This window comes from Microtetraspora sp. AC03309 (assembly GCF_020826795.1).
In the GTDB taxonomy this organism is placed as follows: domain Bacteria; phylum Actinomycetota; class Actinomycetes; order Streptosporangiales; family Streptosporangiaceae; genus Microtetraspora; species Microtetraspora glauca.
The window spans coordinates 35,821-60,863 of record NZ_JADDIL010000042.1 but is presented as its reverse complement, the minus strand read 5'-3'; the positions used below and the strand labels follow the sequence as shown (position 1 = coordinate 60,863).

Genomic DNA, 25,043 nt, shown 5'->3' with positions numbered 1-25,043 from the left:
GCATCGGCCGAAGGGCCGGTGGCGGACGGCGCCTCCCCGCTCCGGCCCCAGTAGGCTCGTGGCGTCCGTCTCGTAAGGGGGTCCGAGTGGCGCTTCGTCCAACCCGCCGCCTGCCCGTCGCCGTGCCGGCCGTCGCCCTGATGGGCCTGCTCGCCTCGGCATGCGGTGCCACGGAGACGACCGCGGCCACCATGGCGACCCCTGCGACCACGACCGCCGTCACCCCGGCGGCGGACCAGCCGTCCGCGGCCGCGGCCGCCGCTCCACGGGCGCGCGGCGCGGCGGCGAGCCCGTCGCCGCACAACGCCTCCGCGACGCCGTCCAAGCCGGCGAAGACGCCCACCCCTGCGGCGTCGCCGGGTCCGGGTGAAGGCGCGGTGAACGTCCTCGCGCTTCCTGGCTACGTGGAGTGGGGTGGCACCGACCCCAAGGTCAACTGGGTCGCTCCCTTCCAGGCCGAGACGGGCTGCAAGGTCAACCTGCGCACCTACGACGCCTCGGCGACGGCTGGCGGGACGCGCCCGATCGACCCCGGCTCGTTCGACGTGATCTCCGCCCCGCCCGAACTGGCCGGCAAGCTGATCGACGACGGCACGGTCGCCCCGCTGAACACCTCCCTGATCGCGGCCTACCACGACATCCCCAAACAGCTCCGCAAGCTGGAGACCCGCAAGGACGACGTGTACGGCGTGCCGTACCTGTGGGGCATCAACGAGGTCCTCTACGACACCACCAAGGACGGGCCCAAGACGGCGGCCGCCCTCTACGGCGGCACCGGCGCGGTCATGCTCAAGGACAGCCCGCTGACCATCGCCGACGCCGCCCTCGTGCTGAAGCGCCGGGGCGCCGAGATCGACGACCCGTTCCAGCTCACGCCGTCCCAGCTCGACGACGCGATGGAGCTCCTCTCCCGCGGCAAGTCGGCGGACCGCGTCTACTGGCGCGACCCGATCGAGGTCATCCAGGGGTTCGCCTCCGGCTCCGTACGGCTCGCGCAGGCCACGCCGTACCACCGGGACGTGCTGGCCCTCGGGCACAAGCCGGTGAAGGCGGCGGGAGGGCCGGTGACCGGATGGGCCGACGCGTGGATGGTGTCCTCGGCCGCGGCCCACCCGTCCTGCGCGTACGAGTGGCTCGACTGGACCAGCTCGACGACGGTGCAGAGGGAGGCGGCCGAATGGGTGGGGCTGGCCCCCGCCAACGAGGCCGCGTGCACCGGTCGCACCAAGCGGATCTGCGCGGACTACACGTCGTTCGACGACGTCTCCTTCGCCTCGCGCCCCGCCAAGAACTGCGGAGGCGGGGACGGGGAGTGCGTGGGCTACGGCCAGTGGGTCGAGCGCTGGAAGCGGCTCGTGGGCTGAGGTCAGGAGAAGGCGCGGCTGCGGCGCTGCTGGGGGACCGCCCCCTCGGGCACCGGGAGCAGCGCTTCGGCGCAGTCGTCGCAGGCGTGGACCGGGGCGTCGTCGGGCAGCCGGCCCACCAGCACCCGGGGGCGGGGCCACTTCTTGTGGCACACCACGCAGGCGTCCCCGTCGAGCTGGGTCGCGGTCAGGCCCGCGGGGTCGAACGTCGGTACGGGCCTCGCGGCCCCTTTCGGATCCCACCCCATCGCGTTCCCCCTTCGCATACCCGAACCGTTATAGCTCGGTTACGTTTTGTGATCGACTAGGGCGATGTCAAGCGGGGGTTAAATCGCAGGCATGTGGAAAACCGTATAACAACAAAAGGGACACCCGGCGTGAAGCCGGGTGCCCCCTTTAAACCTTGTGTCCTATGCGACGCCGGCGATGGCGTTCTCCAGAATGGACAGCCCCTCCTCCAGCAGCTCATCGGAGATGACCAGCGGCGGGAGGAAACGCAGGACGTTGCCGTACGTGCCGGCGGTCAGCGCGAGCAGGCCCTCGGCGTGGCACCGGCGGGCGATCTCGGCGGTCGCCGCCGCGTTCGGCTCCTTGGTGCCGGGCTGGATCAGCTCGATCGCGACCATCGCGCCACGGCCGCGGACGTCCCCGACGATCGCGAAGCGCTCCTTGAAGGAATTGAGGCGGGAGAGCATCACGTCGCCGATGTGCCCGGCGCGCTCGACGAGCTTCTCCTCCTCGATGGTCTCCAGCACACCGAGCGCCGCCTCGCAGGCCAGCGGGTTGCCGCCGTATGTGCCGCCGAGGCCGCCCCCGTGAACGGCGTCGAGGAGCTCGGCCCGCCCGGTCACGGCCGCCAGCGGGAGTCCGCCCGCGATGCCCTTGGCCGTGACGATGATGTCCGGGACGATGCCCTCGTGCTCGCAGGCGAACAGGTCGCCGGTGCGGGCGAAGCCGGTCTGGACCTCGTCGGCGATGAAGACGATGCCGTTGGCCTTGCAGAACTCGAGGATCTTCGGAAGGAAGCCGGGGGCCGGCTCGATGAAGCCGCCCTCGCCGGCGATCGGCTCGATGACGACGGCCGCGACGTTCTCCGCGCCGATCTGCTTGTTGATCATGTCGATAGCCTGGGCGGCGGCCTCGTCGGCGCAGTTCTCCGGCCCGGTCGGCCAGCGGAACGGGTACGCCAGCGGCGCCCGGTACACCTCGGGCGCGAACGGCCCGAACCGGTGCTTGTACGGCATGTTCTTGGCGGTCAGCGTCATCGTGAGCAACGTCCGGCCGTGGTAGCCGTGGTCGAACACCACGACCGCCTGCCGCCCGGTCGCGTTCCTGGCGACCTTGACGGCGTTCTCGACGGCCTCGGCGCCGCTGTTCACCAGGAACGTGCGCTTCTCGTGGTCACCGGGGGTGAGCGCGTTGAGCTTCTCGCACACCGCGACGTAGGACTCGTACGGCGTGACCATGAAACAGGTGTGGGTGAAGTCGGCGACCTGCTTCTGCACGCGCTCGACGACACGCGGCGCGGCGTTGCCGACGCTGGTCACGGCGATGCCCGAGCCGAAGTCGATCAGGGAGTTGCCGTCCGCGTCCACGACCACGCCGCCGCCGGCCTGCGTGACGAAGACGGGCAGCGTCGTACCGACGCCGGACGGAACGGCGGACTGCTTGCGCGCGAACAGCTCGCGCGACTTGGGGCCGGGGATCTCGGTGACGAGGCGGCGCTCCTGGGGAAGTCCGGGGCCGCCCTGCGTGGCAGTGCTCATGCCATCGACCGTATGGCCGGCGCCGCCACCTGCCGATGTGTCGTCGTGGCACAATGATGGAGACTGTTTGTACCGGTTGGACAAGTCGAGGACGACATGGCGCCGACGCTGCGCAGGGTGACGGCGATTACCCCCCTTCACCTGGAGGTCCTGGCCGGTTCCGAGGCGCTTGACCGCAAGGTCCGCTGGGTGGCGGTGAGTGAGCTCGAGGATCCCACGCCCTTCCTGGAGGGGGGCGAGCTGGTCCTCACCACCGGCATGCGGCTCAACGCCGAGGGCGCCCTGCCGTACGTGTCGCGGCTCGTCGCCCGAGGGGTCACCGGGCTGGGCTTCGCCGTCGGTCTCGGCCACGAGGACGTGCCCCCCGCGCTGGTCGAGGCCGCCGCGGACGCCGGGCTGCCGCTCGTCGAGGTGCCGAGGGACACGCCGTTCATCGCGATCGGCAAGGCGGTCAGCGAACTGCTCGCCGCGGAGCAGTACGAGGAGATCAGCCGCGCCTTCGCCGCCCAGGGCCGGCTGACCAGGGCCGCGCTCCAGCCGGAGGGCATGAACGCCGTCATCGAGCGGCTCGCCCGCGAGATCGACGGCTGGGCGCTGCTCCTCGACGCAGCCGGAGCCGTACGGCACGCGGCGCGGGCGGGGCGGCCGTCCGCGCGGGCCCGCGCCCTGGAGCCGGAGCTGGCGCGGCTGCGCGCCCCCGGAGCCCCGTCGAGCATCGCCGTCTCGACGCCGGGCGACCATGTGATCGTGCAGCCGCTCGGCCGCCGCGGCTTCTTCGCGGTGGGGTCGGTGCGGCCGTTCACGCCCATCGGCCACACCATCGTCAACGCCGCCGGTTCGCTGCTGACCCTCGGCCTGGAACAGGGCAGGGAACAGCGGGCCGCCGACCTGCGGGTGCGCGCCGCCGTGCTCCGCCTGCTGCTCACGGGGGAGACCGCGGCGGCGGGCGAGATCCTCGCCGCGATCGGCGGCGAGCTGCCCGCGGAGCCGCTCGTCGTCCTCGCCTGCGACACCGACGAGCCCGCCGCCCAGGGTCTCCCGTACGGGGGCCTGACCGTGGTGCTGGCGCGGGCGGACGAGGCGGAGGACGCCATCGCGTGGGCCGCCGGCCGGGGGAGGGTCGGCGCCAGCGGATCGGTCGGCTACGCCGAGCTGGCCGTGGGGCTCGACCAGGCGGAGCGCGCGCTCGCGTCAGCGGCCCCCGTGGCGAGGTTCCCTGAGCTGGCCGGACAGGGGCTGCTCTCCCTGCTCGACCCGGCGGCCGCCGCGGCGTTCTCCGCGGCGCTGCTGGCACCGCTGCGCGAGTACGGCTCGCGCGCCGATCTCATCGAGTCGCTCAGGGCGTACCTCGCCTGCAACGGGCACTGGGACGCGGCGGCCCAGCGGCTCGGCGTGCACCGGCACACGCTGCGGTACCGGATGAAGCGGGTGAGCGAGCTGCTCGGCCGGGACCTCGACGACCCCGCGGCCCGCGCCGAGCTGTGGATCGCGCTCAGCGCCGGCTGACGGATCCGTCGCGTCTCACGACCGTGGCGTGTCGGCCCGGGTGTTCCTCGGCGCCAGGAAGCAGCAGATCGTGGCCGTGGTCACGGTGTCGTAGGTCTTGTCGTCGGGCAGGTGCCCGGCACGTTCCAGGCTGAGCGCGCCCTGCGCCGCGGCCCACAGCGCGTCGGCGATCTTCCTGGGCTGGGTGGGCACGAGATAACCGGCCGAGATGCAGTCCGCGATCACCCGGTCGAGGATGTTCAACGCGGCGCGGGCCAGCGTCCTCGCCCGCTCGCTCGGCACGAAACCGGGGATCGCCTGCTCGAACATCAGGCTGTAGTAGCCGGGGTCGGCGAGCGCGGCCTCCCGGTACGCGGGCCCGAGCGCGGTGAGGAACTCGAACGGGTCGCTGCGCGGGGGAACGGCGGCCAGGCGGCGGCGGACGCGCTCGAAGCCTTCGAGATAGAGAGCCTCGGCCAGACCTTCCTTGCTGCCGAACATCGTGTAGATCACGGTCGTCGAGCAGCCGGCCTCCGTCGCGATCCTGCGGACGGTGAGGCTCTCCGGGCCCGCGGTGGCGAGCAGTTCGCTCGCGACGTCGAGGAGCCGGGTGCGGAGCTCGTCGTTGCTACTGCGCTGCCCGAGCGCGTAGGCGCCCTGAAGTCCCAAAGGCGCCGGCGTACCCATGAGCGACGAGCCCTTCCATCGAAGGGGTCCGTGACTGACCCGGTTGAGACTTAACCACGCCATTGCAGTTTCAAACCGCTCCGAAACTTAATTCATCACGAAATCGCGCCATATCTGTGACATAGCGTGGCAATGGCATGGCGGGAACGGCCGATTTGTCCACATTGGCCAGTCGCCGTCCGGTGATTGTGCGCCCCGGAGTAAGGCCGCCCCTGACCAGGTGGCATAGCGTCAGAGACATGGACCGCAGCGCAAACGCCCCATCACCGATCCCCTTCTGGCTGGCCGGTCGTCCCGCGACGGGAGACGCCGAGCTGGCGGTGACCAACTCTCACGACGGTCGCGTCGTCGGCGTCTACTCCGTGCCGACGGCCGAGCAGGTCGAGCAGGCCGTCGCCGCCGCGGACGCCGTCCGCAAGCAGGCCGCCGCGCTGCCGATCCACGTCCGGGCCGAGGCGCTCGGTCACGTCGCCCGCCGCCTCGCCGAGCGCGCGGAGGAGATCGCACAGCTGATCAGCGGCGAGAACGGCAAGCCCGTCTTCTGGGCGCGCGGCGAGGTCAACCGGGCGATCTCCACGTTCCGGTTCGCCGCCGAGGAGACCCGCCGGTTCAGCGGCGCGGTCCAGCGGCTCGACACCGAGCCCGCCGCCCAGGGACGCCTCGCCTACATCTCCCGTGTGCCGCACGGCCCGGTGCTCGCGATCACGCCCTTCAACTTCCCGCTGAACCTGGTCGCCCACAAGGTCGCCCCGGCCATCGCCGTCGGCGCCCCGGTCATCGTCAAGCCCGCCCCGGCGACGCCGCTGTCGGCGCTGGTGCTCGGCGAGATCCTGGCCGAGACGAACCTGCCCGAGGGCATGTTCTCCGTGCTTCCCGTGCCGAACGACCGCGCCGGCGCGCTCGTCGAGGACCCCCGCCTGCCGGTGGTCTCGTTCACCGGTTCCGGCCCCGTCGGGTACGCCCTCATGGACCAGGTCCCGCGCAAGCACGTCACGCTGGAGCTCGGCGGCAACGGCGCGGCCGTCGTGCTGGCCGACGCCGACCTGGACTGGGCGGCCGCGCGGGTGGCCCTGTTCTCCAACTACCAGGCCGGACAGAGCTGCATCTCCGTGCAGCGCGTGATCGTCGAGGAGTCGGTGCGCGAGCGCTTCACCGAGAAGCTCCTCGCCGCCGTCGACGCCCTCGTCACCGGTGACCCGTCCGACGAGAAGACCCAGGTCGGCCCGCTCGTGTCGGTCGCGGCGGCCGAGCGCGTCGAGCAGTGGGTGAAGGAGGCCGTCGAGGCCGGCGCCCGCGTGCTGGCCGGCGGCACCAGGGACGGCGCGGCGGTCGCCCCGACCGTGCTCGCCGACGTCCCCGCGGACGCCAAGCTGGCCTGCGAGGAGGTCTTCGGCCCCGTAATGATCATCCAGCCGGTGGCGTCCGTCGACGAGGCGTTCGCCGCGGTCAACGACTCCAAGTACGGCCTGCAGGCGGGCGTCTTCACCCGTGACCTCGACATCGCGTTCCGGGCCAACCGGGAGCTGGAGGTCGGCGGCGTGATCATCGGCGACGTCCCGTCGTTCCGCGCCGACCAGATGCCGTACGGCGGTGTGAAGCAGTCCGGAGTCGGCCGCGAGGGACTGCTCTCGGCGATGAACGACTTCACCTACGAGAAGGTCATGGTCCTCACCGGCCTGACCCTCTGATCTGACCTGCCGCCCGCGCGCCCGGAAGACTAGAGGATCTTCTCGAAGCAGACGCTCTCCGGCAGGTCCGCGTACGCCCCGAAACGGGGGATGCTCGCGTACCCGCTGGAGGTGTAGAGGCCGATGGCCTCCACGAAGATCCGGCCGGTCTCCAGGCGCAGGGTGGCCAGGCCGTCCTCCTGCGCGATCCGCTCGATCTCGGTGAGCAGCGCCCGGGACACGCCGCGCCCGCGGTGCGTGGGGCGCACGTACATCCGTTTGACCTCTCCGACGCCGGGCTCGAGCGGCTGCAGCCCCGCGCACCCGATCGCCGCCTCGTCCCACCACGCCAGCACGAACGCGATGCGTGGGTCGAGGTGCTTGGGTGCTTCGTGCACGATGTCCCGTTCCGTTTCCCGACCGACCAGTTCCGCCTGCTGCGCGGCGCACAGTTCGACGACGAGCGGGTCGGTCGAGTCAGCGCGTGTCAGTCGCATCACCATGCTGAGAAAGGTAGCGATGCGCTGGTTTCGTGCGTGTTACGACTGCTGGGCGGTGTCGTAGACCTGCTTGACCGCGTCCCCGAAGTAGGGGCCGTACATGTTGCCGTCGTCGTTGCTGTATTTGAAGCTGCTCACCGAGGTCAGGAGGCCCTGGCCGGTGGCGGCGTCGAAGCCGCTGAACCAGGGCCCGCCGCTCGCCCCGGCGGTGAGATCGCACCCCAGGCCCTGGTCCTGGGTCTTCTTGTACGGATCGTCGTGCGGCCGGCCCGCGCAGTACAGCAGGTGGTCGCCGTTGTAAGGCGGGTCGGCGGGGAAGCCGAACGCGTATGTCTGCTGGCCGCGCGTGCCGTTGAAGCCGATCGCGTGCGCCCCCACGGCGTCGGCGAGGTGCCGCCCGCCGCTGTCGGTCACGGCGACCATGCCCACGTCGAAAGTGTCGTCCGCGTCGCGCGCCCACGGCCCGGCGACGAACATGCGCCGCGCCGGGTAGGTGCCGTACGGCTGGCGTCCCGACTCGTAACCGGGGACGAACGTCCAGTTGTCCGCCCAGGCGCCGGTGCCGTCCTTGACGCAGTGGCCGGCGGTCGCCACGACGTCCTTGTTGGTGCTGCGCACGGCGGTCCCCGAGCAGACGAAGTCGACGCCGTTCAAGGTGAGGAAGACCCGGCCGACGGTCGCCCCGACGGCGCCGCCGCCGGTCCATCGGGAGCCGCTCGTCACCGTGTCCACCGTTCTGGCCGCCGCCCCGGGAGGCGCGGCGGGCCGCCGGGCGATCGTGTGCTGGTCGACGGAGAGCGGACGCGGGGCTCTGATCGGCACGGCGCGCGGCGCGATGAGCCGCTCCGCGAGCCCGCCCACCCGCTTGACGGTGCTGACCAGGTCGAACGGAAGCGCGCGGGCCATCCGCTCCGGCGTCCAGTACGCGGCGGCCGCCGCGGCGGCCGTGTGCTCGATGACGTCGGCGGGAGGGCTCCCCGGCGCGGGCGCTCCAAGGAGTTCGGCGACCAGGGCGGAAGCGGTAAACACAAGGAGGCTCGGGGTCATGGAATGCGATTTTGCACGACGCAAAGTATTCTCGCCGCTACTTTTGGTGAATCACGTCGTGTCGCACCGACTCGGTTCCCCTGCCGCCCCGGGCGGCCGTCGTAGCGAGACAATGGGACGATGACTCCAGAATCCAGCCCGCGCTCCGTCGTCCTCCTCGGCTCCACCGGCTCCATCGGCACCCAGGCGCTCGACGTCATCGCCCGGAATCCCGAGCGGCTCCGGATCGCCGCGCTCGCCGCGGGAGGCGGCCGGGTCGACCTGCTCGCCCGCCAGGCCGCCGAGTTCCGGGCCGAGGCCGTGGCCGTCGCGGACGAGTCGGCCGTACCGGCGCTGAAGGAGGCACTGGCCGCGCACGGCGCGGCGCCCGTGGTCCTCGCGGGCGCCGAGGGAGTCGCCGAGGTCGCCGCGTGGCCGTCCGGCGGCGGCACCGACGCGGGGAACGGGCCGATCGTGCTGAACGGCATCACCGGCGCGCTCGGCCTCACCTCGACGCTCGCCGCGCTGGAGGCGGGCAGGGACCTCGCCCTGGCCAACAAGGAGTCGCTCATCATCGGCGGGCCGCTCGTCAAACGGCTGGCCAAGCCGGGCCAGATCCTGCCGGTGGATTCGGAGCATTCCGCGCTCGCGCAGTGCCTGTGGGCGGCGAGCCCCTCCGGGGCCGACGCGCGGGCCGTGCAGCGGCTCGTCGTCACCGCGAGCGGCGGGCCGTTCCGTGGCAGGCGGCGCGTGGACCTGTGGGACGTCACCCCCGAGATGGCGCTCGCCCACCCGACCTGGAACATGGGGCCGGTGATCACGATCAACTCGGCGACCCTGGTCAACAAGGGCCTGGAGGTGATCGAGGCGCACCTGCTCTTCGACATCGGGTTCGACCGGATCGAGGTCGTGGTGCACCCGCAGTCCGTGATCCACTCGATGGTGGAGTTCGTGGACGGCTCGACGATCGCGCAGGCGAGCCCGCCCGACATGCGGCTGCCGATCTCCCTCGCCCTCGGCTATCCCGAGCGGATCCCGGGCACCGCGTCCCCGGTCGACTGGACCCAGGCGCACACCTGGACCTTCGAGCCGCTCGACGACGAGGCGTTCCCGTCCGTCTCGCTGGCCCGGAACGTCGGCACCCAGGGCGGTACGGCCCCCGCCGTCTACAACGCGGCCAACGAGGTGTGCGTGGAGGCGTTCATGAAGGGCGCCCTGCCGTTCCCCGGCATCGTGGACACCGTCGCCCAAGTGGTGTCCGAGCACGTGACCAGCCAGGCGTCCACGGTCGAGGAAGTGCTGGCGGCGGACGAGTGGGCCCGGTCCCGGGCCGCGGAGCTGACGGCCTGACGCCGCCGAGCCGAGGGCCCCGAGGGACCCGGGACGGGTGTGGCGCCCGTCCCGGATCCGTACGACGTGACCGGTCAGGTGGATCAGGTCGCGGAGCAGGTGACGCTCGCGGGAGCGCCGTTGGTGCCGGACGAGTTCGCCAGGAAGCCGAACGTCGTCGAGGCGTTCGGCGCCAGGCTGCCGTTGTAGCTCACGTTCTTCACCGTCACCGAGCTGCCCGTCTGTGTGCCGGTGCCGTTCCAGACCTGGGTGATGGTCTGGCCGTTCGGGAACGTCCAGCCGACCGTCCAGCCGCCGATGGACGCGGTTCCGGCGTTGCGCACCGTCACCTCACCCTGGAAGCCGCCCTGCCACTGGCCGACGACCGTGTACGTGGCCACGCATCCGCCGCTGCCGCCCGGCGAGGCCGAGGGGCTCGGCGACGCGGACGGGCTGGTGGAAGGGCTCGCCGACGGGCTCGCTGACGGGCTGGGGGAGGGCGACGAGCCGCCCGGTCCCACCCCGGTCACCTGGCCGGAGCCGCCGTCGAACACGACGTCGGAGCAGCTGTAGAAGGTCTCGTTGCTGTCAGAACGCTGCCACACGGTGTAGATGATGTGGCGGCCGCTCTTGCCCGACGGCAGCGTGGCGTTCCAGTAGTAGTAGGCGTCCTCGTTGCCGGGGGAGCCGACGCTCGTCGGGTCGGTGACGCTGTCGAAGGGCGTGGACTCGAGGTCGCTCCAGGCGAGCGCCCGGGTCGGGCTCCACGAGTCCTTGGTGATGTACGAGCGGAACGTGCCGGGGTGGGCCGCCCACTTGTTGTACTTGAACTGGATGGACGCTCCGGAGGTCAGGTGCGTCACCGGCCAGTCGTCGCGGGCCAGGTCGAAGCCGCTGAAGTCGTAGACGACCGCCGCGCCGCTGCACAGCTTGCCGTCCGGGATGAAGCCCGACATGCGGCCGGCGCCGTCCGAGCGCAGCACGGCGAACCAGTTGTAGAGCGAGTTCGTTCCGCTCTGGGCGACCGCCGCCGCGCAGGCCGGGTTGTTGGGGACGATCGCGCCGTTCGCCGTGAGACCGTCCTTCCAGCACAGGTAGGTGCGGCTGCCCGGCGTCATCGGAGCGCCGTGCGCCGACGCCGGGGTGGCGACGAGCACGGCGGCGACGAGGGCGGACAGGGCGGCGACGATGGTGACGATCGTCGTTCGTGACGTTGTTCTTCGTGGTCTTCCCACGGGCTACCCTTTCGCGTGGTCATGGCTGCGCACTCGTGGTGCAGCACGGCACCGCCGACGATGCGAAGCCCGTCGGCCCGGGGGACAGCCGCTGACGTACCGACCATTTGCGCGTAAGCGCTCACGCGTTCCCGACGCTAACCCGGTCTGCCGCGCCCGACCAGGGAGGCGGCGGCCGCCGGGCCGCCCGGTCCGCGTCCGCGCACGTCAGGTCATCGTCCGCCGCCGCCGGGTGATGAAACCTTCATTGATGGGGATCGTCGTACTGCGGGACATATAGGCCACCCGGCCAGAGATCTTGGCGGGACTCCCTAGACTGGGAGAGCCCGTACGGGGCCATCGCCCAGCCAACCCAAGGTGCTGAAATGTCTGTTGATCTCGGGATTCCCACCGTCAGGACCCAGCCGATCGCCACGCGGCGGGTGTCGCGGCAGATCATGGTCGGCTCGGTTCCGGTCGGCGGGGACGCGCCGGTCTCGGTGCAGTCGATGACCACGACGCTCACCGCGGACGTCAACGCGACGCTGCAGCAGATCGCGGAACTGACCGCGGCCGGCTGCCAGATCGTGCGCGTCGCTGTGCCGTCGCAGGACGACGCGGACGCGCTGCCGATGATCGCCAGGAAGTCGCAGATCCCGGTGATCGCGGACATCCACTTCCAGCCCAAGTACGTCTTCGCCGCCATCGAGGCGGGCTGTGCGGCGGTCCGGGTCAACCCCGGCAACATCAAGAAGTTCGACGACAAGGTCGGCGAGATCGCCAGGGCGGCGTCCGACCACGGCGTACCGATCCGCATCGGCGTCAACGCCGGCTCCCTCGACCCCCGCCTCCTGCGGAAGTACGGCAAGGCCACGCCCGAGGCGCTGGTCGAGTCGGCGCTGTGGGAATGCTCGCTGTTCGAGGAGCACGGTTTCCGTGACATCAAGATCTCGGTGAAGCACAACGACCCGGTCGTGATGATCCAGGCGTACCGGCTGCTCGCCCAGAAGTGCGACTACCCCCTCCACCTCGGCGTCACCGAGGCCGGCCCGGCGTTCCAGGGCACCATCAAGTCGGCGGTGGCGTTCGGCGCGCTGCTCGCCGAGGGCATCGGCGACACGATCCGCGTCTCCCTCTCGGCTCCTCCGGTCGAGGAGATCAAGGTCGGCACCCAGATCCTCGAGTCGCTGAACCTGCGCGAGCGCGGCCTGGAGATCGTCTCCTGCCCGTCCTGCGGCCGGGCCCAGGTGGACGTCTACACCCTGGCCGAGCAGGTCCACGCCGGTCTCGACGGCCTGAAGGTCCCGCTCCGGGTGGCCGTCATGGGCTGCGTCGTCAACGGCCCCGGCGAGGCGAGGGAGGCCGACCTGGGCGTCGCCTCCGGCAACGGCAAGGGCCAGATCTTCGTGAAGGGCCAGGTCATCAAGACCGTCCCCGAGTCGCAGATCGTCGAGACCCTCATCGAGGAGGCCCTGCGCCTGGCCGAGGAGATGGGGGTGGACGTCGATCTCGACGACGACGCCTCGGGCCCCCAGGTCGTCGTCAGCTGACGATTACACACCGCAAGGTCTCGGCTACACAATGACAGGCATCCTCGGATGCGCAGCGTGATCGTGCGCTGACGCAGGCGAAGCTTGCCTCTGCCGTTGAGCAGAGGGAGCGTGCGGGTGAAGCGGATCATCGGGGTGGTCGCGGGCATGACGGTGCTCGGCGCCGCAGTGGGTGGGGCCGGAGTGGCGAACGCCCGGCCGGGGACGGTGCCGGAAGCGGTCAGCTGGGGTCCCTGCGAGGAGGCCCGGCCACAGACCGGCGCGCTCGGCTCCGCGCTCGGCGAGATCGGCGACGCGGGCAGGCATGTCACCCGCCCCGTGGCCGCGCGGCGGCAGGCACCGGTCGGCCAGGTCGAGTGCGGCACCCTGCGGGTGCCCCTGGACTACACGGTGCCGGAGGGCCAGCAGATCTCGCTGGCGCTCAACCGGATCAAGGGGACGGCCCCCCGCGACGGCAACCATCTCGGCGTGATGCTCGTCAACCCGGGCGGCCCCGGCGCCTCGGGACGCGCGCTGGCCAGGTTCGTCGCGGCCTCGCTGCCGGCGGACGTCGCCGCCCGCTACGACGTGATCGGTTTCGATCCGCGCGGGGTCGGTTCCAGCGAGCCCGCCGTCAGCTGTGTGGACGCCGAGAGCTACTTCGCGGCGCCCCGGGCGGACAACGTGCCGCGTGACGGCGCCGAGGAGCGGGCGCTGGTCGGCCGGGCCCGGGAGTACGCCGAAGGATGCGGTAACCGGTGGGCCTGGTTCCTGCCCTACCTCACGACCGAGAACTCGGCACGCGACATGGACGAGATCCGCGGCGCCCTCGGCGAGGAGAAGATCAGCTACCTGGGTTACTCGTACGGGACGTACCTGGGGGCCGTCTACGCGACGCTCTTCCCCCAGCGGGTCCGGCGGCTGGTGCTCGACAGCGTGGTCGATCCCGCGGGCGTGTGGTACGACGTGAACATCGCGCAGGACTACGCGTTCGACCAGCGCCACCAGGCATTCCTCGACTGGATCGCGCGGCACGACGACGTGTACGGCCTGGGACGCACCAGGTCCGGGCTCGGTTTCGCGTGGTACTCCATGCGCTCCCGGCTCAGGAGCCGTCCCGCGGGCGGCGTCGTCGGGCCGAGCGAGCTGGACGACGTCTACACCGTCGGCGGCTACTCCAGCGCCGCCTGGCCGAGGCTCGCCCAGGCGTTCGCGGACTACGTCAAGAAGGGCGACACCGCAGGGCTCGTCGCGGCGTACCACAACCTGGCGGAGACCGGCGCCGCGGAGGAGAACAGCTACGCCGTCTACCTGGGTGTCCAGTGCCGCGACGCCGCGTGGCCCCGTGACTGGACCCGCTGGCACGCCGACACCACCAAGGTCGCCGCTCGCGCGCCGTTCCTCGCCTGGCCGAACGCCGTCTACAACGCGCCCTGCGCGTTCTGGGCCGAGCGCGGCGGTACTCCCCCCTCGGTGGGGACCGCGAAGCTGCCGCCGGTCCTGCTGATCCAGGCCCGGCACGACGCGGCCACGCCGTACCAGGGGGCGCTTCGCGTCCGGGACCTGTTCCCGACCTCGCGGCTGGTCACCGTGGCGGGCGGCGACCACGGCGTCGCGCTGGCAGGGAACGCCTGCGCCGACCGGTTCCTCGCCGCCTACCTGCGCGACGCGACCACGCCGCCGAGGAGGATCGGCCAGGGCGCCGACGCCGCCTGCCAGGGCGTGATCGAGCCCCGTCCCATCACCCCGATGGCGTCGGGAGGCGCGAGCGGGCATCTTCTCCTGACCCGCCTCCTCATGGGACGCGTCCGCTAACTTCCAAAATCGAGGTAGTCGCGTAGGCTTGGCCCCGTGATGCTGCGTACTACGGCGTCGCGCGTCCTCGACGACAACGATCGCGAAGAGGTGCTGGCGCTCCTCGACTCCGATCCCGTCGCCAACGTCTTCGTCTCCTCCCGGGTCAGGGCCGTCGGTCTGAGCCCGACCAGGCTCGGGGGGCAGATGTGGGGGTTCGGCCCGCGCGGCGGGCTGATCTCTCTGTGCTACGCCGGGGCCAACCTGGTCCCGGTCAACGCCGGCCGGGAGGCCGTGCACGCGTTCGCCGACCGGGCCCGCAAGCAGGGCAGGCGCTGCTCCTCGATCGTGGGGCCCTCGGGCGCCGTCGAGCAGCTCTGGGAACGGCTCGAGCCGCACTGGGGTCCGGCCAGGGCGATCCGCTGGGCCCAGCCGGTGATGGCCACCACCTCGGCGCCCGCCGTCGACCCCGACCCGCTGGTGCGCAGGGTCAAGCCCGAGGAGTTCGGCATCCTGCTGCCCGCCTGCGTGGCGATGTTCACCGAGGAGGTGGGCGTCTCCCCGGACAACGGGGACGGCGGCGCGCTCTACCGGTCCCGGGTCGCCGAGCTGATCCGCATCGGCAGGTCCCTCGCCCGCATCGACGACGGCAGGGTCGTCTTCAAGGCCGAGATCGGCGCGGTCACCCCGCAGGTGTGCCAGATCCAGGGAGTGTGGGTCGATCCGGAGCTGCGCGGGCGCGGCCACGCCTCCGCCGGGATGGCCGCGGTGGTCGAGCAGTCGCTGAAATACTTCGCGCCGGTCGTCAGCCTCTACGTCAACGACTACAACCTGCCGGCGCGGGCGGCCTATCGCAGGGTCGGCTTCCGCGAGGTCGACACCTTCATGTCCGTGCTCTTCTGACCAGCCGGTCCATCAGGTGGTCGAGCTCGGCCTCCGGGTCGCGGGTCAGTCCCGCGTGGACCGGGCCGGTCTGGACGATCGTGCTCCGGGGGGCGGTCAGCCACCGGAACCGGCTGCCGGGCGCCTCGTTGTCGAGGGGGCCGGCGTCTCCGGTGCAGGCCATCTCGTAGGCCGCGAGCGCGTGCCGTACACCGGGGAGATCGACGGAGACGCTGAGCGCGCGCAGCCGGGCCTCGTCCAGCTCGACGCGGGCGCAGAGATAGCCGCGCGGCTGGCAGTAGAGGATGACGCCCGCGTTGATCAGCTCGCCCCGCTCGACGCTGGGGATCACGCGGATGACGGCGTACTCGTAGACGTCGCGGCTCATCGGTTCTCCTCCCGTGTCGCGCGCCAGAAGCCGCCGATGGAGCCCTGCCGCTCGCGACCGGCGGCGGCGGCCGTCGCCGTGCCGGGGAGCCAGTCGCGCGGCCCACGCGCGCGGGCGAGGAGGTGCTCGACGTATCCGTCGCGTACGGCCTGCGGATCGTCGAAGCCCGGCTCGTCCGCCAGCCACTCGTCGGGGACCAGCGCGGTCACCTTGTCGAGCAGGTCGCGGGTGACACGCGGGGCCAGCTCGGCGTCGGCCGCTTCGAGCTCGGTGGCGTACGGCGCGAGCACGTGGTCGCTCCCGTCGAACGCCCGCCGGGGGTTGGCGGACGGCCAGTTGTGGTGGAACCAGAGCGCGGCGCCGTGGTCGATCAGCCACACGTCGCCGTGCCAGACGAGGAGGTTCGGGTTGCGCCAGCTCCGGTCGACGTTGTGGATGAGGGCGTCGAACCAGAGCAGGCGGGAGGCGAACACCGGGTCGGGCTCCCGGCCGAGCGTGTCGAAGCCGAGGGCGCCCGGAAGGAAGTCGATCGCCAGGTTGTGGCCCGCGCTCGCGGTCAGCAGGTCCTGGATCTCCTCGTCGGGCTCCCGCGCGCCGATCTGGGGGTCAAGGTCGATGACCTTCAGCTCGGGGGTGGCGAAGCCGAGGTTCCTGGCCAGCTCGGCACAGATGATCTCGGCGACGAGGACCCGGCGTCCCTGCCCGGCCCCCCGAAATTTCACGACATAGGTGCCGAGATCATCGGCTTCCACGACGCCGGGAAGCGAGCCGCCCTCTCGGAGAGGCGTCACGTAACGCGTCGCCGTGATCTGTTCCAGCACGCGGTAAGGCTATCGGCTGCCCACCGTCACCCGGATATCCAGTGCCGATGGAAGGCGCTCCACCGCCGCCTCACCTCGATCGGGGATGGGGGCTTCGGGACGGTCACCGTGCGCACGGCGCTCTGTATGCCGTGCCGGCGGAGGCCCTGCGTTGTCCTCTGGTGATCAGTGACGCGAGGATCGCGAAGGCGGGAGCGGCACGCCGTGCGATCGAGCTGTTCGGGTAGGAGACCCGTTGTCCGGATTGCGTGCAGTAGTGGCGGTCATGATACGTATTGCGGGTGTCGCGGCCTTCCCCCTTGCGCCCGGAGGATCCACGGCGGCTTGGTGACTACATCCTCGACGGGCGGCTCGGAGCGGGCGGCCAAGGCGTGGTCTTCCTCTCCACCGGCCCCGACGGCTCGCCCGTCGCGGTGAAGCTGCTCCACGCCCGCCTGGCCGGCGGCGGCTCCGACCGGCGCAGGTTCGTCGGGGAGATCCAGGCCGTACGGCGCGTCGCCCCGTTCTGCACCGCCCAGGTCCTGGACGCCGACCTCGACGGTGACCGGCCCTACATCGTCAGCGAGTACGTCGACGGCGTCTCGCTCCAGCAGAGCGTCACGGCCGACGGGCCGAGGTCGGACGGAGCCCTCGACCGTGTCGCGGTCGGGACCGCCACCGCGCTCGCCGCCATCCACCGTGCCGGTGTGGCCCACCGCGACTTCAAGCCGGGGAACGTCCTCATCGGCGCGGACGGGCCGCGCGTCATCGACTTCGGCATCTCGCGCCTGCTCGACGCCACGACGACGACCGGCGGGCCGGTCGGCACACCCGCCTATCTCGCCCCCGAGCAGCTCAGAGGCGAGCCTGTCGGACCCGCCGGCGACATGTTCAGCTGGGCCCTCACCATGGCGTACGCCGCGAGCGGGCGGCACGCCTTCGCCGCCGAAACGTACGCCGCGACCCTGGCCAGGATCCTGTACGGCACGCCGGACCTCGATCCCCTCGGCGGCTCGCTCCGGGAAATCGTGATCGCCTGTCTGGCGGGAGAGCCGCGCGACCGTCCCGGAGCGGAGGAGGTGCTGAGCAGGCTCCTCGGCGGCGGGACGGCGGCGACCGTGACCCCGCCCGCCCGGATGTCGGCCACCGCTTCGGCTCCCTCCCAGGTCACCGGCCCGGCTCCCTCCCAGGTCACCGACCCGGCTCTCTCCCGGGGCATCGGCTCGGCCGCCGCCTCGGCTCCCTCCCGAGGCACCGACTCGGCCGCTGTTCCGGCCCCGATGTCGGGCCCGATGCCGGCGACGTGGGAGACCGGTACGCCGGATGCGATCGGCGGGCCGTTCGTGGCGACGGCGCCTCTTGCCACCTCGGGCGAGACGGGGGAGCGCGCGGCCCAGGAGCTTCGCAGGACAGGGCGTCGCCGCTGGTTGCCCGTCACGGCGACGTTGACCGCCACGCTCGCCCTTCTCCTCGGGGTGGCGATCTTCCTGACCGGCCTCGGCGGTTCCGGCACCGACACCGGATCGGGCACCGGATCGGGCACCGGATCGAGCACCGGTTCGGGCGCCGGCTCCGGCGCGCGGTCCTCCGACGGGGTGGAAAGGTACGCCGGCATGTGGATCGGGGTGGCCCGATTCCCCCAGGCGGCCCGGACGTTCCCGATGGAGATCTATCTGTCCGGCTCCTCGCGCATGCGCTGGGGTGCCGACCTGCACTGCGAGGGGCGCCTCACCCGGACAGGGGAGAAGAAGGGCGACCTCATCCTTCGCCTGGACCATGTGACCGGCACGAGTTGCCATCCGGGGATCGTCGTGTTCTCCGCCACGGACGACCGGGCCGCCAGGGTGGATGTGATCCGGTCGGGCGATGGAGGGGTCGCGTACAGCGGCAGCCTCGCCCGCGACTCCTGACCGGTCGCGACTCGCCACGTCACTCCGCGACTCCTCATGGGCCGCGACTCGCCACGTCACCCCGCGACTCGCCGCCGTCTGTGGATCAGGATTCGTAAATCGCGAGGGCGGCGCGGACGACGGTCTCCTCGACCAGCTCACCGGGCACGTCGGTGGTCTTGACCACGGCTGCCTGCACGCAGCCGAGGACGGCCCAGGCGCGGACCCGGGTCGCGGCGTCGGGGTCGGCCCCGGCAAGTCGCGCGTACAACTCGTCGCGGAAGGTCCTGATCGCTTCGCCGGGTGAACCGGGCGGCGCGTCGTCGGCTCCGCCGATGTCCTCCATGAACAGCCGGATGACGGCGCGGTGCCGTACGGCGAAGGAGACGAAGGCGCGGATGTAGGCGGGGCGGTCACCGCCGAAGTCCGTGCCCAGCAGGCGCAGCACGTCCTCGGCGGCGGGTGTGATGAGCTCGGCGGCCAGGCGGTCCTTCGGGTGGAAGTGGTAGGCCACGGCGGTCTTGGTCAGGCCCACCGCCGCGGCGATGTCGGCCAGCGACGTCGCCGCGTATCCCCGCTCCGCGAACAGCTCGCGAGCGGCGGCCAGGATGCGGGACCGGGTGTCGTTCCCAGGGTCGAATGTGGCCATCGTCTCATTTCCGAGAGAGGTACGGCATTAAGCCTGATTTGCGACTTACGCTCGCTCTGTACGCTCTGTACGACCGTACAGGACGGCGTTACAGCGACATGACGGGCGGGTTCCCATGAGTACGTTGCTAGGACGTCTCGGTGGCTGGTGCGCCCGGCACGGGCGGTTCGTGCTCGCGCTCTGGGTGCTCGCGGCGGGACTGCTCACCGCCGTCACCATGATCTACGGGAGCCCGGTCAGCAACAACGTCGCCATCCCCGGCACGGACGCGCAGCGGGCGCACGAGCTCATGCGCGAGGGGTTCGGCCCCGGCTACGACGCCGGAGGCACCGTTCAGCTCGTGCTGTACACCGAGGAGGGCACCCTCCTGTCGGAGGGCCGCGAGAAGGCCGTCGGTGACGCGCTGGCCCGGATACGCGAGGTCCCGCACGTCGTCGAGGCGCAGACGCCGTACCGCCTCGGCGGCATGGCCTCCAACCAGCGCATCGGCATGATCACCGTGCGGCTGCAGGGCCAGGACGGCGTGAAGCTCGGCGAGACCGCGCAGGCGCTCGTGGCTGCGGCGGCCCCCGCGACGGAGGCGGGCATCGAGGTGGTGCCCGCGGGCTCCGGTTCTCCCGCGGACAAGGAGATCAAGACCGGGACCAGCGAGATCATCGGGGTGGCCGTCGCGCTGCTGGTCCTGCTGTTCGCCTTCGGCACGCTGGTCGCCGCGCTGATCCCCGTCTTCACCGCGTTGATCAGCCTCGGTGTCGGCCTCGGCGTCATCGGCCTGCTCGGCCACGTCGTGGACGTGCCCAAGTCGGCCTCGATCATGGCCACGATGATCGGCCTCGGTGTCGGCATCGACTACGCGCTCTTCTTGCTCTCGCGGCACCGGCGAATGCTGGCCGACGGCGTGCCGGTCCACGACTCGGTCCGGCGTACGGTCGCGAGCTCGGGCGGCGCGGTCCTCTTCGCGGGCGGCACGGTGGTCATCGCGTTGAGCGCGCTCACGCTCGCCGGCTTCCCGCTGCTGCGCACGCTCGGCTGGATCACCGGCATCTCCGTCGTGTGCGCCGTGCTGACCTCGATCACCCTCGTGCCCGCGCTGCTCGGCCTGCTCGGGCACCGTGTCAACGCGCTCCGGCTGCCGCTGGTGGGACGCGTCGCGGGACGGCACGGGCCCGCCACCGGCTGGGCCGCGCTCGGCAACTGGGTCGCCGGCCGCCCATGGCGCGTGCTCGCCGTCACCGTGGTCGCGCTCGCCGCGCTTGCGGCCCCGGCCGCGGCGCTGAAGCTCGGCCCCCTCGACCAGGGGTACTCGGACCGGGGCACCTCGGAGCGCCGGGCGTACGAACTGGTGTCGGTCGGGTTCGGGCCCGGCGCGAACGGCCCGCTCATCGTCGTCGCCGAGCTCGACCAGAAGATCGCGGACACCACACCGGCCGATCCCGTCGTCCAGGACCTGACCCGGCGGTTGCAGCGCACCGACGGCGTCGCGCACGTGTCGCCGCACAAGGTCAACGAGAACGGCCGTTCCGTGCTCGTGCAGGTGATCTCCGAGTACGCGCCGAGCGATCCGCGCGCCCTCGACGTCGTGTCCAGGGTGCGGGCGATCCGGGTCCCGGGCGCGCACGTCCACGTGGGCGGCGAGGTCGCCGGGCTGGCGGACGCCGGGGACCGCATCATGGGCAGGACCCCGCTGGTGGTCGCGGTCGTCGTGCTGCTCAGCGCGCTGCTCCTGCTGCTCGCGTTCCGCGCCCCTCTGGTGGCGATCAAGGCCGCGCTGATGAACCTGGTCTCCCTCGGCACCGCGTTCGGGGCACTCGCCGTGGTGTTCTCCATGGGCGTGGGCAGCCGGCTCGTCGGCATGGACCCGCCCTACTCCCCGGACGGGTCGTTCGTGCAGACGCTGTTCTTCTCCGTGCCGATCGACACCTATGTCCCGCTGATGTTGTTCGCGGTGCTCTTCGGGTTGTCCATGGACTACGAGGTGTTCCTGCTCACCTCGGTACGGCAGGCGTACACGCGGACGGGGGACAACCGGGCGGCCGTCGCAGAGGGGCTGGGATCGACCGGCCGGGTGATCACCTCCGCCGCGCTGATCATGGTGGCGGTGTTCACCGCGTTCGTCGCCTACCCGGACCCGCTGGTGAAGGTGTTCGGCGTCGGCCTGGCGGTGGCCATCGCCATCGACGCCACGATCATCCGCGGGTTCCTGGTGCCCGCCACGATGGTCCTGCTCGGGCGGCTCAACTGGTGGATCCCGCGCTGGCTGGACCGGATCCTGCCGAACATCTCCATCGAGGGCCACGACGACGAGCCGGCGGGCGCCGTACCGGAGAAGGAGCTCTCCGCGACCGGTCGCCGCTGACGCCCACTCCGGCCCGCGCGTCCGGATCAGCAGGTCGCGCGGTAGGGGACGTCGGGGACCAGCCTGGCCCAGTCCCGTTCGGACAGGCCGCCGCCCGCGCGGGCGCAGAGGGATCGGAAGACCCGGTCCGGATCGAGGTCCTGGTTCACGATGGTGCCGTCCGCGCCGATCGAGGACAGCGTCCGCCCGTCCGGGCCGAACGCGACCGCCACCACGTCGCCGGTGTGACCGGTGAACGGCAGGCCGATCATGCGGTGGGTCGCGACGTCCCACAGCCTGATGGTGTCGTCGGCGCTCGCCGTGGCCAGGCTCCGCCCGTCCGCGGAGTAGGCCGCGGCGATCACCGGCTCGGTGTGCCCTGCCAGAGGAGGATCGATCGGCCGCCCGGTCTCGGCGTCCCAGATCCACACCCGTGCGTCGATCGCCGGGCCCACCTGGCTTGTACAGGAGCACGCGTTCTCCCCCCGGACGACCAGGCTCGCGCCGTCAGGGGCGAACGTCAGGGCTTCGCTGCTGTGCTCCTGGGCGAACGGCTTGCTGGGGGTTTTCTCGTTCGTGTCCCACAGCATGGTCTGTTCGGGGTTGCCGAGCGCGAGCAGCCGCCCGTCGGAACTCCAGGCGAGCGTGGTGACGAGGGCCGCGTCCGTGCCGCCGGTCCGGCGGAGCCGTACGGTGTCGTAGAGCCGCACCTTGTTGCGCGCGTCGGAGAGGGCGAGCGTCTTCCCGTCGGGGCTGAAGGCCAGGGCGAAGACCTCCTCGGGGTGGTCGGAGGTGTTCTCCGGCAGGAGGATCCGGCCCCGTTCCCGCCCGTCCGGGACGTCGATCAGCGACACGACGGTGTTGGAACGGACGGTGGCGAACGTTTTTCCGTCGGGTGCGAACGCCATGGCGGGCAACACGACCGCCGTGGCGTCGACGGTGTCCCACCTGGTCTCCCATGGGCCCTTGGCGTCCGCCCCGATCTGCTCGCCGGTGCGGCGATCCCAGAAGCGCACCGCCTTCTCGGAGACCGTCGCGATCGTCGTGCCGTCCGGACTGAACAGCGCGCCCAGCACGGGGCCGCCCGCGGCACCCGCGCGCTCGCGCAGGCGGACGGGGTGGGTGTACGCCCTCGCGTCCAGCGTCCGGACGGTGCCGTCGAATCCGCCGATCACCAACCGGTCGTCGTCGGCGGAGAACGCGATGGAGGCGGTCTGGAATCCCGGATGGCTGAATCGGCCCAGCTCCCTCATGGTGGTGGGATCCCAGATCTGTACGGCCCACGCGTTGGCCGTCGCCAGCACCGTGCCGTCACGGTTGAACACGGCGAGCTCCGCGAGATCCCTCTCCCCGGCCCCCGTGGGCGTGTGGCCGCGGCCAGGAGCGCTGGGCTTCTTCGGGTCCAGGGTCACGATGTCGAGATCGACGGTGAGCGTGATCAGCTTCCCACCCGGGCTGATGGCCATCCTCCGGGAGCTCAGGTCGGGATCCGCCCCGCCCTTCTCGCCGGGGCCGAGGCGGACGATCCGATCCGGATCGCCGATCCGATAAAGATCGACATAACTGTCCTCGGCCTGGACGGCGGCGTACTCGCCCGCGGCATCGGTGTCCACCCGGTACGCGGAGGGCAGTCCGGGTACGGGGGTCAGGTCGGGCAACCGGAGCAGGCGTTCTCGATCTTCTCCCGTGGAGACGATGTAACGCTTCGATGCCGTGAAGCGAAGGGAGTCTCCCGGCACGGTCTTTCGAGCCTTCCCCGTGGCCGTGTCCCGCAATGTCGATGAACCGTCGCCGAACAGGACGATCAGGCGTCCGTCCGGGCTCAGCTCGCACGGGGCACCGTTCCCGGCCACCCCTTTGAGCGTGGCCTTCCGCGTGCCGGACGCCACGTCCCACAACTCGACGTCTTCACCGGTCACCACCGCTTCGGTGGCCCCGTCCGCGCTGTGGCAGGCGCGGTCGACCGAGGGCGGGCTGAAGACGGTGAGTTCCCGCTGGACCAGCGAGCCGAGCACGGCCGAGCGGGTCGCCTCGGTGGGGGCGATGCGCCAGGCCGCGAGGCTCAGCCGCATGGCTCCGGCGGGATCCGACTCCCGCAACTCCTTCACCGTGGCGCTGAGGCCGTCGGCCACGGCGATGTCCCGGCGGGTGTCGGCCTTGGCCCGTTCCGTCTGGGCGGTTCTTCGCTCGGCCACGGCGGTCCTGCGTTGCGCGTCGGCGTCACGGCGCATGAACTCCGCCAGGCCGCCGAGCGCGACCGCGACCGCGAGCAGGACCGCCAGCCCGCCGACGGCCGCACGGCGCAGCCGGATCCGCCGCCTGGCCAGCGCCGCGCCCGCGTCGAGGAAGGCGCGTTCCCGCTGGTTGAGGCCGATGTGCCGGCGGGCGGTCGCCGCCCACTGCATGGCGGTGTCGAGTGCGGTGCCGCTGAGCAGGTCGCCGCCTTTGCGGCCGCCCGACTCCCAGGTCCGGGCCGCCGTACGGATCCGATGGTGGGTCGCGAGCCCGGCGCGGTCGTCCGCGAGCCAGTCGCGCAGCCGGGACCACGCCTGGGGCACGGCGGCGTTCACCAGGCCGACGCCGCCCTCCCGGCGGCTCACCAGCCCCGCCGAGACAAAACGCGCGAGTACGGCCTCGACGTCACCGCCGGTGTCGTCGTTGAGCTCGTTCTCCTCCACGACGTACAGCTCGTTCTCGGGGCCGGTCATCCGCAGCAGGATTCGCGGCACGACCGCCCGATCGGCCTCGGGCAGGGACGAGTACACCTCCTCCGCCACGTCCCCCAGCTCGGGAGCCCGCGCGGCGAGTGTTTCCGGAGGCCGTACGGTCGCCGCCGTGTCGCTGCCGCGCGCGAGCAGCGAGCCGCGTGGAGCGGCGCCTCCGAGCAGGCCGAGCAGGAGGTCGCGTGACGTCGGCCGGGTGTCGGGATCCTTGCTGAGCGCGTCGGCCACGAGCGAGCGCAGCGGCTCGGGCAACGGGCTGAGATCGGTCTCGGCGGTCAGGATCTGGTGCACGACCGCGGCGACGTGGTCCCGCTGGAACGGCGCCGCGCCGGTCGCGGCGAACACCATCACCGCGCCCCAGGCGAAGACGTCGACCGCGGGCCCCGCCGTGCCTCCGGAGAACAGTTCGGGCGCCATGTAGGCGGGCGTCCCGATCAGCGCGCTGTCGGCGGTCAGCGACCCCTCCAGGATGCGCGCGATGCCGAAGTCGATGACCCGAGGGCCGTCCGGGCCGAGCAGGACGTTGTCCGGTTTCAGGTCCCGGTGCACGACGCCCGCCTCGTGGACGGCCGCGACCGCCGTCGCCACTCCTGTGGCGAGCCGGTGCAGGGCGTCGTCGGTGTACGGCCCGGCCCGCTCCACCGCCGAGCGCAGGCTGGGCCCGTCCACGAACTCGCTGACGATGTACGGCCGGTCGCCGTCGAGGTCGACGTGCAGGATCTTGGCGGTGCAGAACGACGACACCCGCCGGGTGGCCGCGACCTCCTTCGCCGGAGGCCGGTGCAGCCCGTCCTGGTGGAGAGCCTTGAGCGCCACCCGGAGGCCCGCCGCGTCGTACGCCTCGTAGACGACGCCCTGACCGCCGCTGCCCAGGCGTCCGGCCAGCGCGTACTCACCGATGCGTACGGGGTCTCCGGGTGCGAGCGGTGTCGAACTCATGGGACATCTCCCAAGCGATGCGGTGATCTACCGGGTTATCGCCGACAGTCCATGAGATGTCACCAAGAACGGAAAAG

At 71.7% G+C, this 25,043-nt stretch carries 19 protein-coding genes; 9 read left to right on the top strand and 10 right to left on the bottom strand.

The window, feature by feature from the left end:
• The first annotated feature begins 86 nt into the window (after window positions 1-86).
• Entirely contained in the window at window positions 87-1,364 is a 1,278-nt protein-coding gene (locus IMZ11_RS24210) for an extracellular solute-binding protein (RefSeq protein WP_228644636.1), read from the top strand.
• Window positions 1,365-1,366: 2 nt separating this feature from the next.
• Here IMZ11_RS24210 and IMZ11_RS24205 read toward each other — a convergent pair whose 3' ends face one another.
• Both IMZ11_RS24205 and gabT read right to left on the bottom strand, forming a co-directional pair.
• The gene (locus IMZ11_RS24205) at window positions 1,367-1,630 is read right to left on the bottom strand and encodes a hypothetical protein (protein ID WP_228644635.1); all 264 of its coding nucleotides are present in this window, start codon (window positions 1,628-1,630) and stop codon (window positions 1,367-1,369) included.
• A gap of 144 nt (window positions 1,631-1,774) precedes the next feature.
• Window positions 1,775-3,130 (bottom strand): 4-aminobutyrate--2-oxoglutarate transaminase, encoded by a 1,356-nt coding sequence (gabT, locus tag IMZ11_RS24200; protein ID WP_228644634.1) that lies wholly within the window; start codon window positions 3,128-3,130, stop codon window positions 1,775-1,777.
• A 117-nt stretch (window positions 3,131-3,247) separates the two neighbouring features.
• Here gabT and IMZ11_RS24195 point away from each other — a divergent pair, with 117 nt between their 5' ends.
• Window positions 3,248-4,636 carry a PucR family transcriptional regulator gene (locus tag IMZ11_RS24195; protein ID WP_308066840.1) on the top strand — a complete coding sequence of 463 codons (1,389 nt, stop codon included), beginning with the start codon at window positions 3,248-3,250 and terminating at the stop codon, window positions 4,634-4,636.
• A gap of 15 nt (window positions 4,637-4,651) precedes the next feature.
• On the opposite strand, the gene IMZ11_RS24190 is transcribed toward IMZ11_RS24195, so the two are convergent.
• Window positions 4,652-5,284 carry a TetR/AcrR family transcriptional regulator gene (locus IMZ11_RS24190; protein WP_228644632.1) on the bottom strand — a complete coding sequence of 211 codons (633 nt, stop codon included), beginning with the start codon at window positions 5,282-5,284 and terminating at the stop codon, window positions 4,652-4,654.
• A gap of 257 nt (window positions 5,285-5,541) precedes the next feature.
• On the opposite strand from IMZ11_RS24190, the gene IMZ11_RS24185 reads away from it, so the two are divergent.
• A complete protein-coding gene (locus IMZ11_RS24185; RefSeq protein ID WP_061257720.1) occupies window positions 5,542-6,990 on the top strand; it encodes an aldehyde dehydrogenase family protein in 1,449 nt (482 codons plus the stop codon).
• A gap of 29 nt (window positions 6,991-7,019) precedes the next feature.
• Here the strand turns inward: IMZ11_RS24185 and IMZ11_RS24180 are convergent, their stop codons facing one another.
• Window positions 7,020-7,472: a GNAT family N-acetyltransferase gene (locus tag IMZ11_RS24180; RefSeq protein WP_228644631.1), complete on the bottom strand. Its 453-nt coding sequence runs from the start codon at window positions 7,470-7,472 to the stop codon at window positions 7,020-7,022.
• Between the two features lie 36 nt (window positions 7,473-7,508).
• On the bottom strand, window positions 7,509-8,516 hold the full coding sequence (locus tag IMZ11_RS24175; RefSeq protein ID WP_228644630.1) for a serine protease: 1,008 nt from the start codon (window positions 8,514-8,516) through the stop codon (window positions 7,509-7,511).
• A 120-nt stretch (window positions 8,517-8,636) separates the two neighbouring features.
• Here IMZ11_RS24175 and dxr point away from each other — a divergent pair, with 120 nt between their 5' ends.
• A complete protein-coding gene (dxr, locus tag IMZ11_RS24170; RefSeq protein WP_228644629.1) occupies window positions 8,637-9,845 on the top strand; it encodes a 1-deoxy-D-xylulose-5-phosphate reductoisomerase in 1,209 nt (402 codons plus the stop codon).
• Window positions 9,846-9,928: 83 nt separating this feature from the next.
• On the opposite strand, the gene IMZ11_RS24165 is transcribed toward dxr, so the two are convergent.
• Complete coding sequence (locus IMZ11_RS24165) at window positions 9,929-11,059, bottom strand: lytic polysaccharide monooxygenase (RefSeq protein ID WP_228644628.1); 1,131 nt, start codon at window positions 11,057-11,059, stop codon at window positions 9,929-9,931.
• A 365-nt stretch (window positions 11,060-11,424) separates the two neighbouring features.
• Here IMZ11_RS24165 and ispG point away from each other — a divergent pair, with 365 nt between their 5' ends.
• The 3 genes from ispG (at window position 11,425) to IMZ11_RS24150 (ending at window position 15,264) form a co-directional block, all read left to right on the top strand.
• The gene (ispG, locus tag IMZ11_RS24160) at window positions 11,425-12,588 is read left to right on the top strand and encodes a flavodoxin-dependent (E)-4-hydroxy-3-methylbut-2-enyl-diphosphate synthase (RefSeq protein ID WP_228644627.1); all 1,164 of its coding nucleotides are present in this window, start codon (window positions 11,425-11,427) and stop codon (window positions 12,586-12,588) included.
• Window positions 12,589-12,705: 117 nt separating this feature from the next.
• Window positions 12,706-14,382 carry an alpha/beta hydrolase gene (locus tag IMZ11_RS24155; RefSeq protein ID WP_228644626.1) on the top strand — a complete coding sequence of 559 codons (1,677 nt, stop codon included), beginning with the start codon at window positions 12,706-12,708 and terminating at the stop codon, window positions 14,380-14,382.
• Between the two features lie 39 nt (window positions 14,383-14,421).
• Entirely contained in the window at window positions 14,422-15,264 is an 843-nt protein-coding gene (locus tag IMZ11_RS24150; protein ID WP_228644652.1) for a GNAT family N-acetyltransferase, read from the top strand.
• Here the strand turns inward: IMZ11_RS24150 and IMZ11_RS24145 are convergent.
• Both IMZ11_RS24145 and IMZ11_RS24140 read right to left on the bottom strand, forming a co-directional pair.
• Entirely contained in the window at window positions 15,245-15,631 is a 387-nt protein-coding gene (locus IMZ11_RS24145; RefSeq protein WP_228644625.1) for a DUF3037 domain-containing protein, read from the bottom strand. The genes IMZ11_RS24150 and IMZ11_RS24145 overlap by 20 nt on opposite strands.
• Window positions 15,628-16,452: a HipA family kinase gene (locus IMZ11_RS24140; RefSeq protein ID WP_061257712.1), complete on the bottom strand. Its 825-nt coding sequence runs from the start codon at window positions 16,450-16,452 to the stop codon at window positions 15,628-15,630. The genes IMZ11_RS24145 and IMZ11_RS24140 overlap by 4 nt, the downstream gene beginning before the upstream one ends.
• Window positions 16,453-16,733: 281 nt before the next feature.
• On the opposite strand from IMZ11_RS24140, the gene IMZ11_RS24135 reads away from it, so the two are divergent.
• Window positions 16,734-18,341, top strand: coding sequence for a serine/threonine-protein kinase (locus tag IMZ11_RS24135; protein ID WP_228644624.1), 1,608 nt, complete (start codon window positions 16,734-16,736; stop codon window positions 18,339-18,341).
• Window positions 18,342-18,426: 85 nt separating this feature from the next.
• Here IMZ11_RS24135 and IMZ11_RS24130 read toward each other — a convergent pair whose 3' ends face one another.
• A complete protein-coding gene (locus tag IMZ11_RS24130) occupies window positions 18,427-18,969 on the bottom strand; it encodes a TetR/AcrR family transcriptional regulator (protein ID WP_061257710.1) in 543 nt (180 codons plus the stop codon).
• Window positions 18,970-19,084: 115 nt separating this feature from the next.
• Here IMZ11_RS24130 and IMZ11_RS24125 point away from each other — a divergent pair, with 115 nt between their 5' ends.
• Complete coding sequence (locus tag IMZ11_RS24125) at window positions 19,085-21,325, top strand: MMPL family transporter (protein ID WP_228644623.1); 2,241 nt, start codon at window positions 19,085-19,087, stop codon at window positions 21,323-21,325.
• A 26-nt stretch (window positions 21,326-21,351) separates the two neighbouring features.
• Here IMZ11_RS24125 and IMZ11_RS24120 read toward each other — a convergent pair whose 3' ends face one another.
• Entirely contained in the window at window positions 21,352-24,966 is a 3,615-nt protein-coding gene (locus IMZ11_RS24120; RefSeq protein ID WP_228644622.1) for a serine/threonine-protein kinase, read from the bottom strand.
• Window positions 24,967-25,043: the final 77 nt, after the last annotated feature.

What these genes read in the sequence shown, in the direction of transcription:
- IMZ11_RS24205 (WP_228644635.1), bottom strand. Translation starts at nt 1,630, where the DNA reads ATGCGAAGGGGGAACGCGATGGGGTGGGATCCGAAAGGGGCCGCGAGG.
- gabT (WP_228644634.1), bottom strand. Translation starts at nt 3,130, where the DNA reads ATGAGCACTGCCACGCAGGGCGGCCCCGGACTTCCCCAGGAGCGCCGC.
- IMZ11_RS24185 (WP_061257720.1), top strand. Translation starts at nt 5,542, where the DNA reads ATGGACCGCAGCGCAAACGCCCCATCACCGATCCCCTTCTGGCTGGCC.
- IMZ11_RS24180 (WP_228644631.1), bottom strand. Translation starts at nt 7,472, where the DNA reads ATGGTGATGCGACTGACACGCGCTGACTCGACCGACCCGCTCGTCGTC.
- IMZ11_RS24175 (WP_228644630.1), bottom strand. Translation starts at nt 8,516, where the DNA reads ATGACCCCGAGCCTCCTTGTGTTTACCGCTTCCGCCCTGGTCGCCGAA.
- dxr (WP_228644629.1), top strand. Translation starts at nt 8,637, where the DNA reads ATGACTCCAGAATCCAGCCCGCGCTCCGTCGTCCTCCTCGGCTCCACC.
- ispG (WP_228644627.1), top strand. Translation starts at nt 11,425, where the DNA reads ATGTCTGTTGATCTCGGGATTCCCACCGTCAGGACCCAGCCGATCGCC.
- IMZ11_RS24150 (WP_228644652.1), top strand. Translation starts at nt 14,422, where the DNA reads ATGCTGCGTACTACGGCGTCGCGCGTCCTCGACGACAACGATCGCGAA.
- IMZ11_RS24145 (WP_228644625.1), bottom strand. Translation starts at nt 15,631, where the DNA reads ATGAGCCGCGACGTCTACGAGTACGCCGTCATCCGCGTGATCCCCAGC.
- IMZ11_RS24130 (WP_061257710.1), bottom strand. Translation starts at nt 18,969, where the DNA reads ATGGCCACATTCGACCCTGGGAACGACACCCGGTCCCGCATCCTGGCC.
- IMZ11_RS24125 (WP_228644623.1), top strand. Translation starts at nt 19,085, where the DNA reads ATGAGTACGTTGCTAGGACGTCTCGGTGGCTGGTGCGCCCGGCACGGG.
- IMZ11_RS24120 (WP_228644622.1), bottom strand. Translation starts at nt 24,966, where the DNA reads ATGAGTTCGACACCGCTCGCACCCGGAGACCCCGTACGCATCGGTGAG.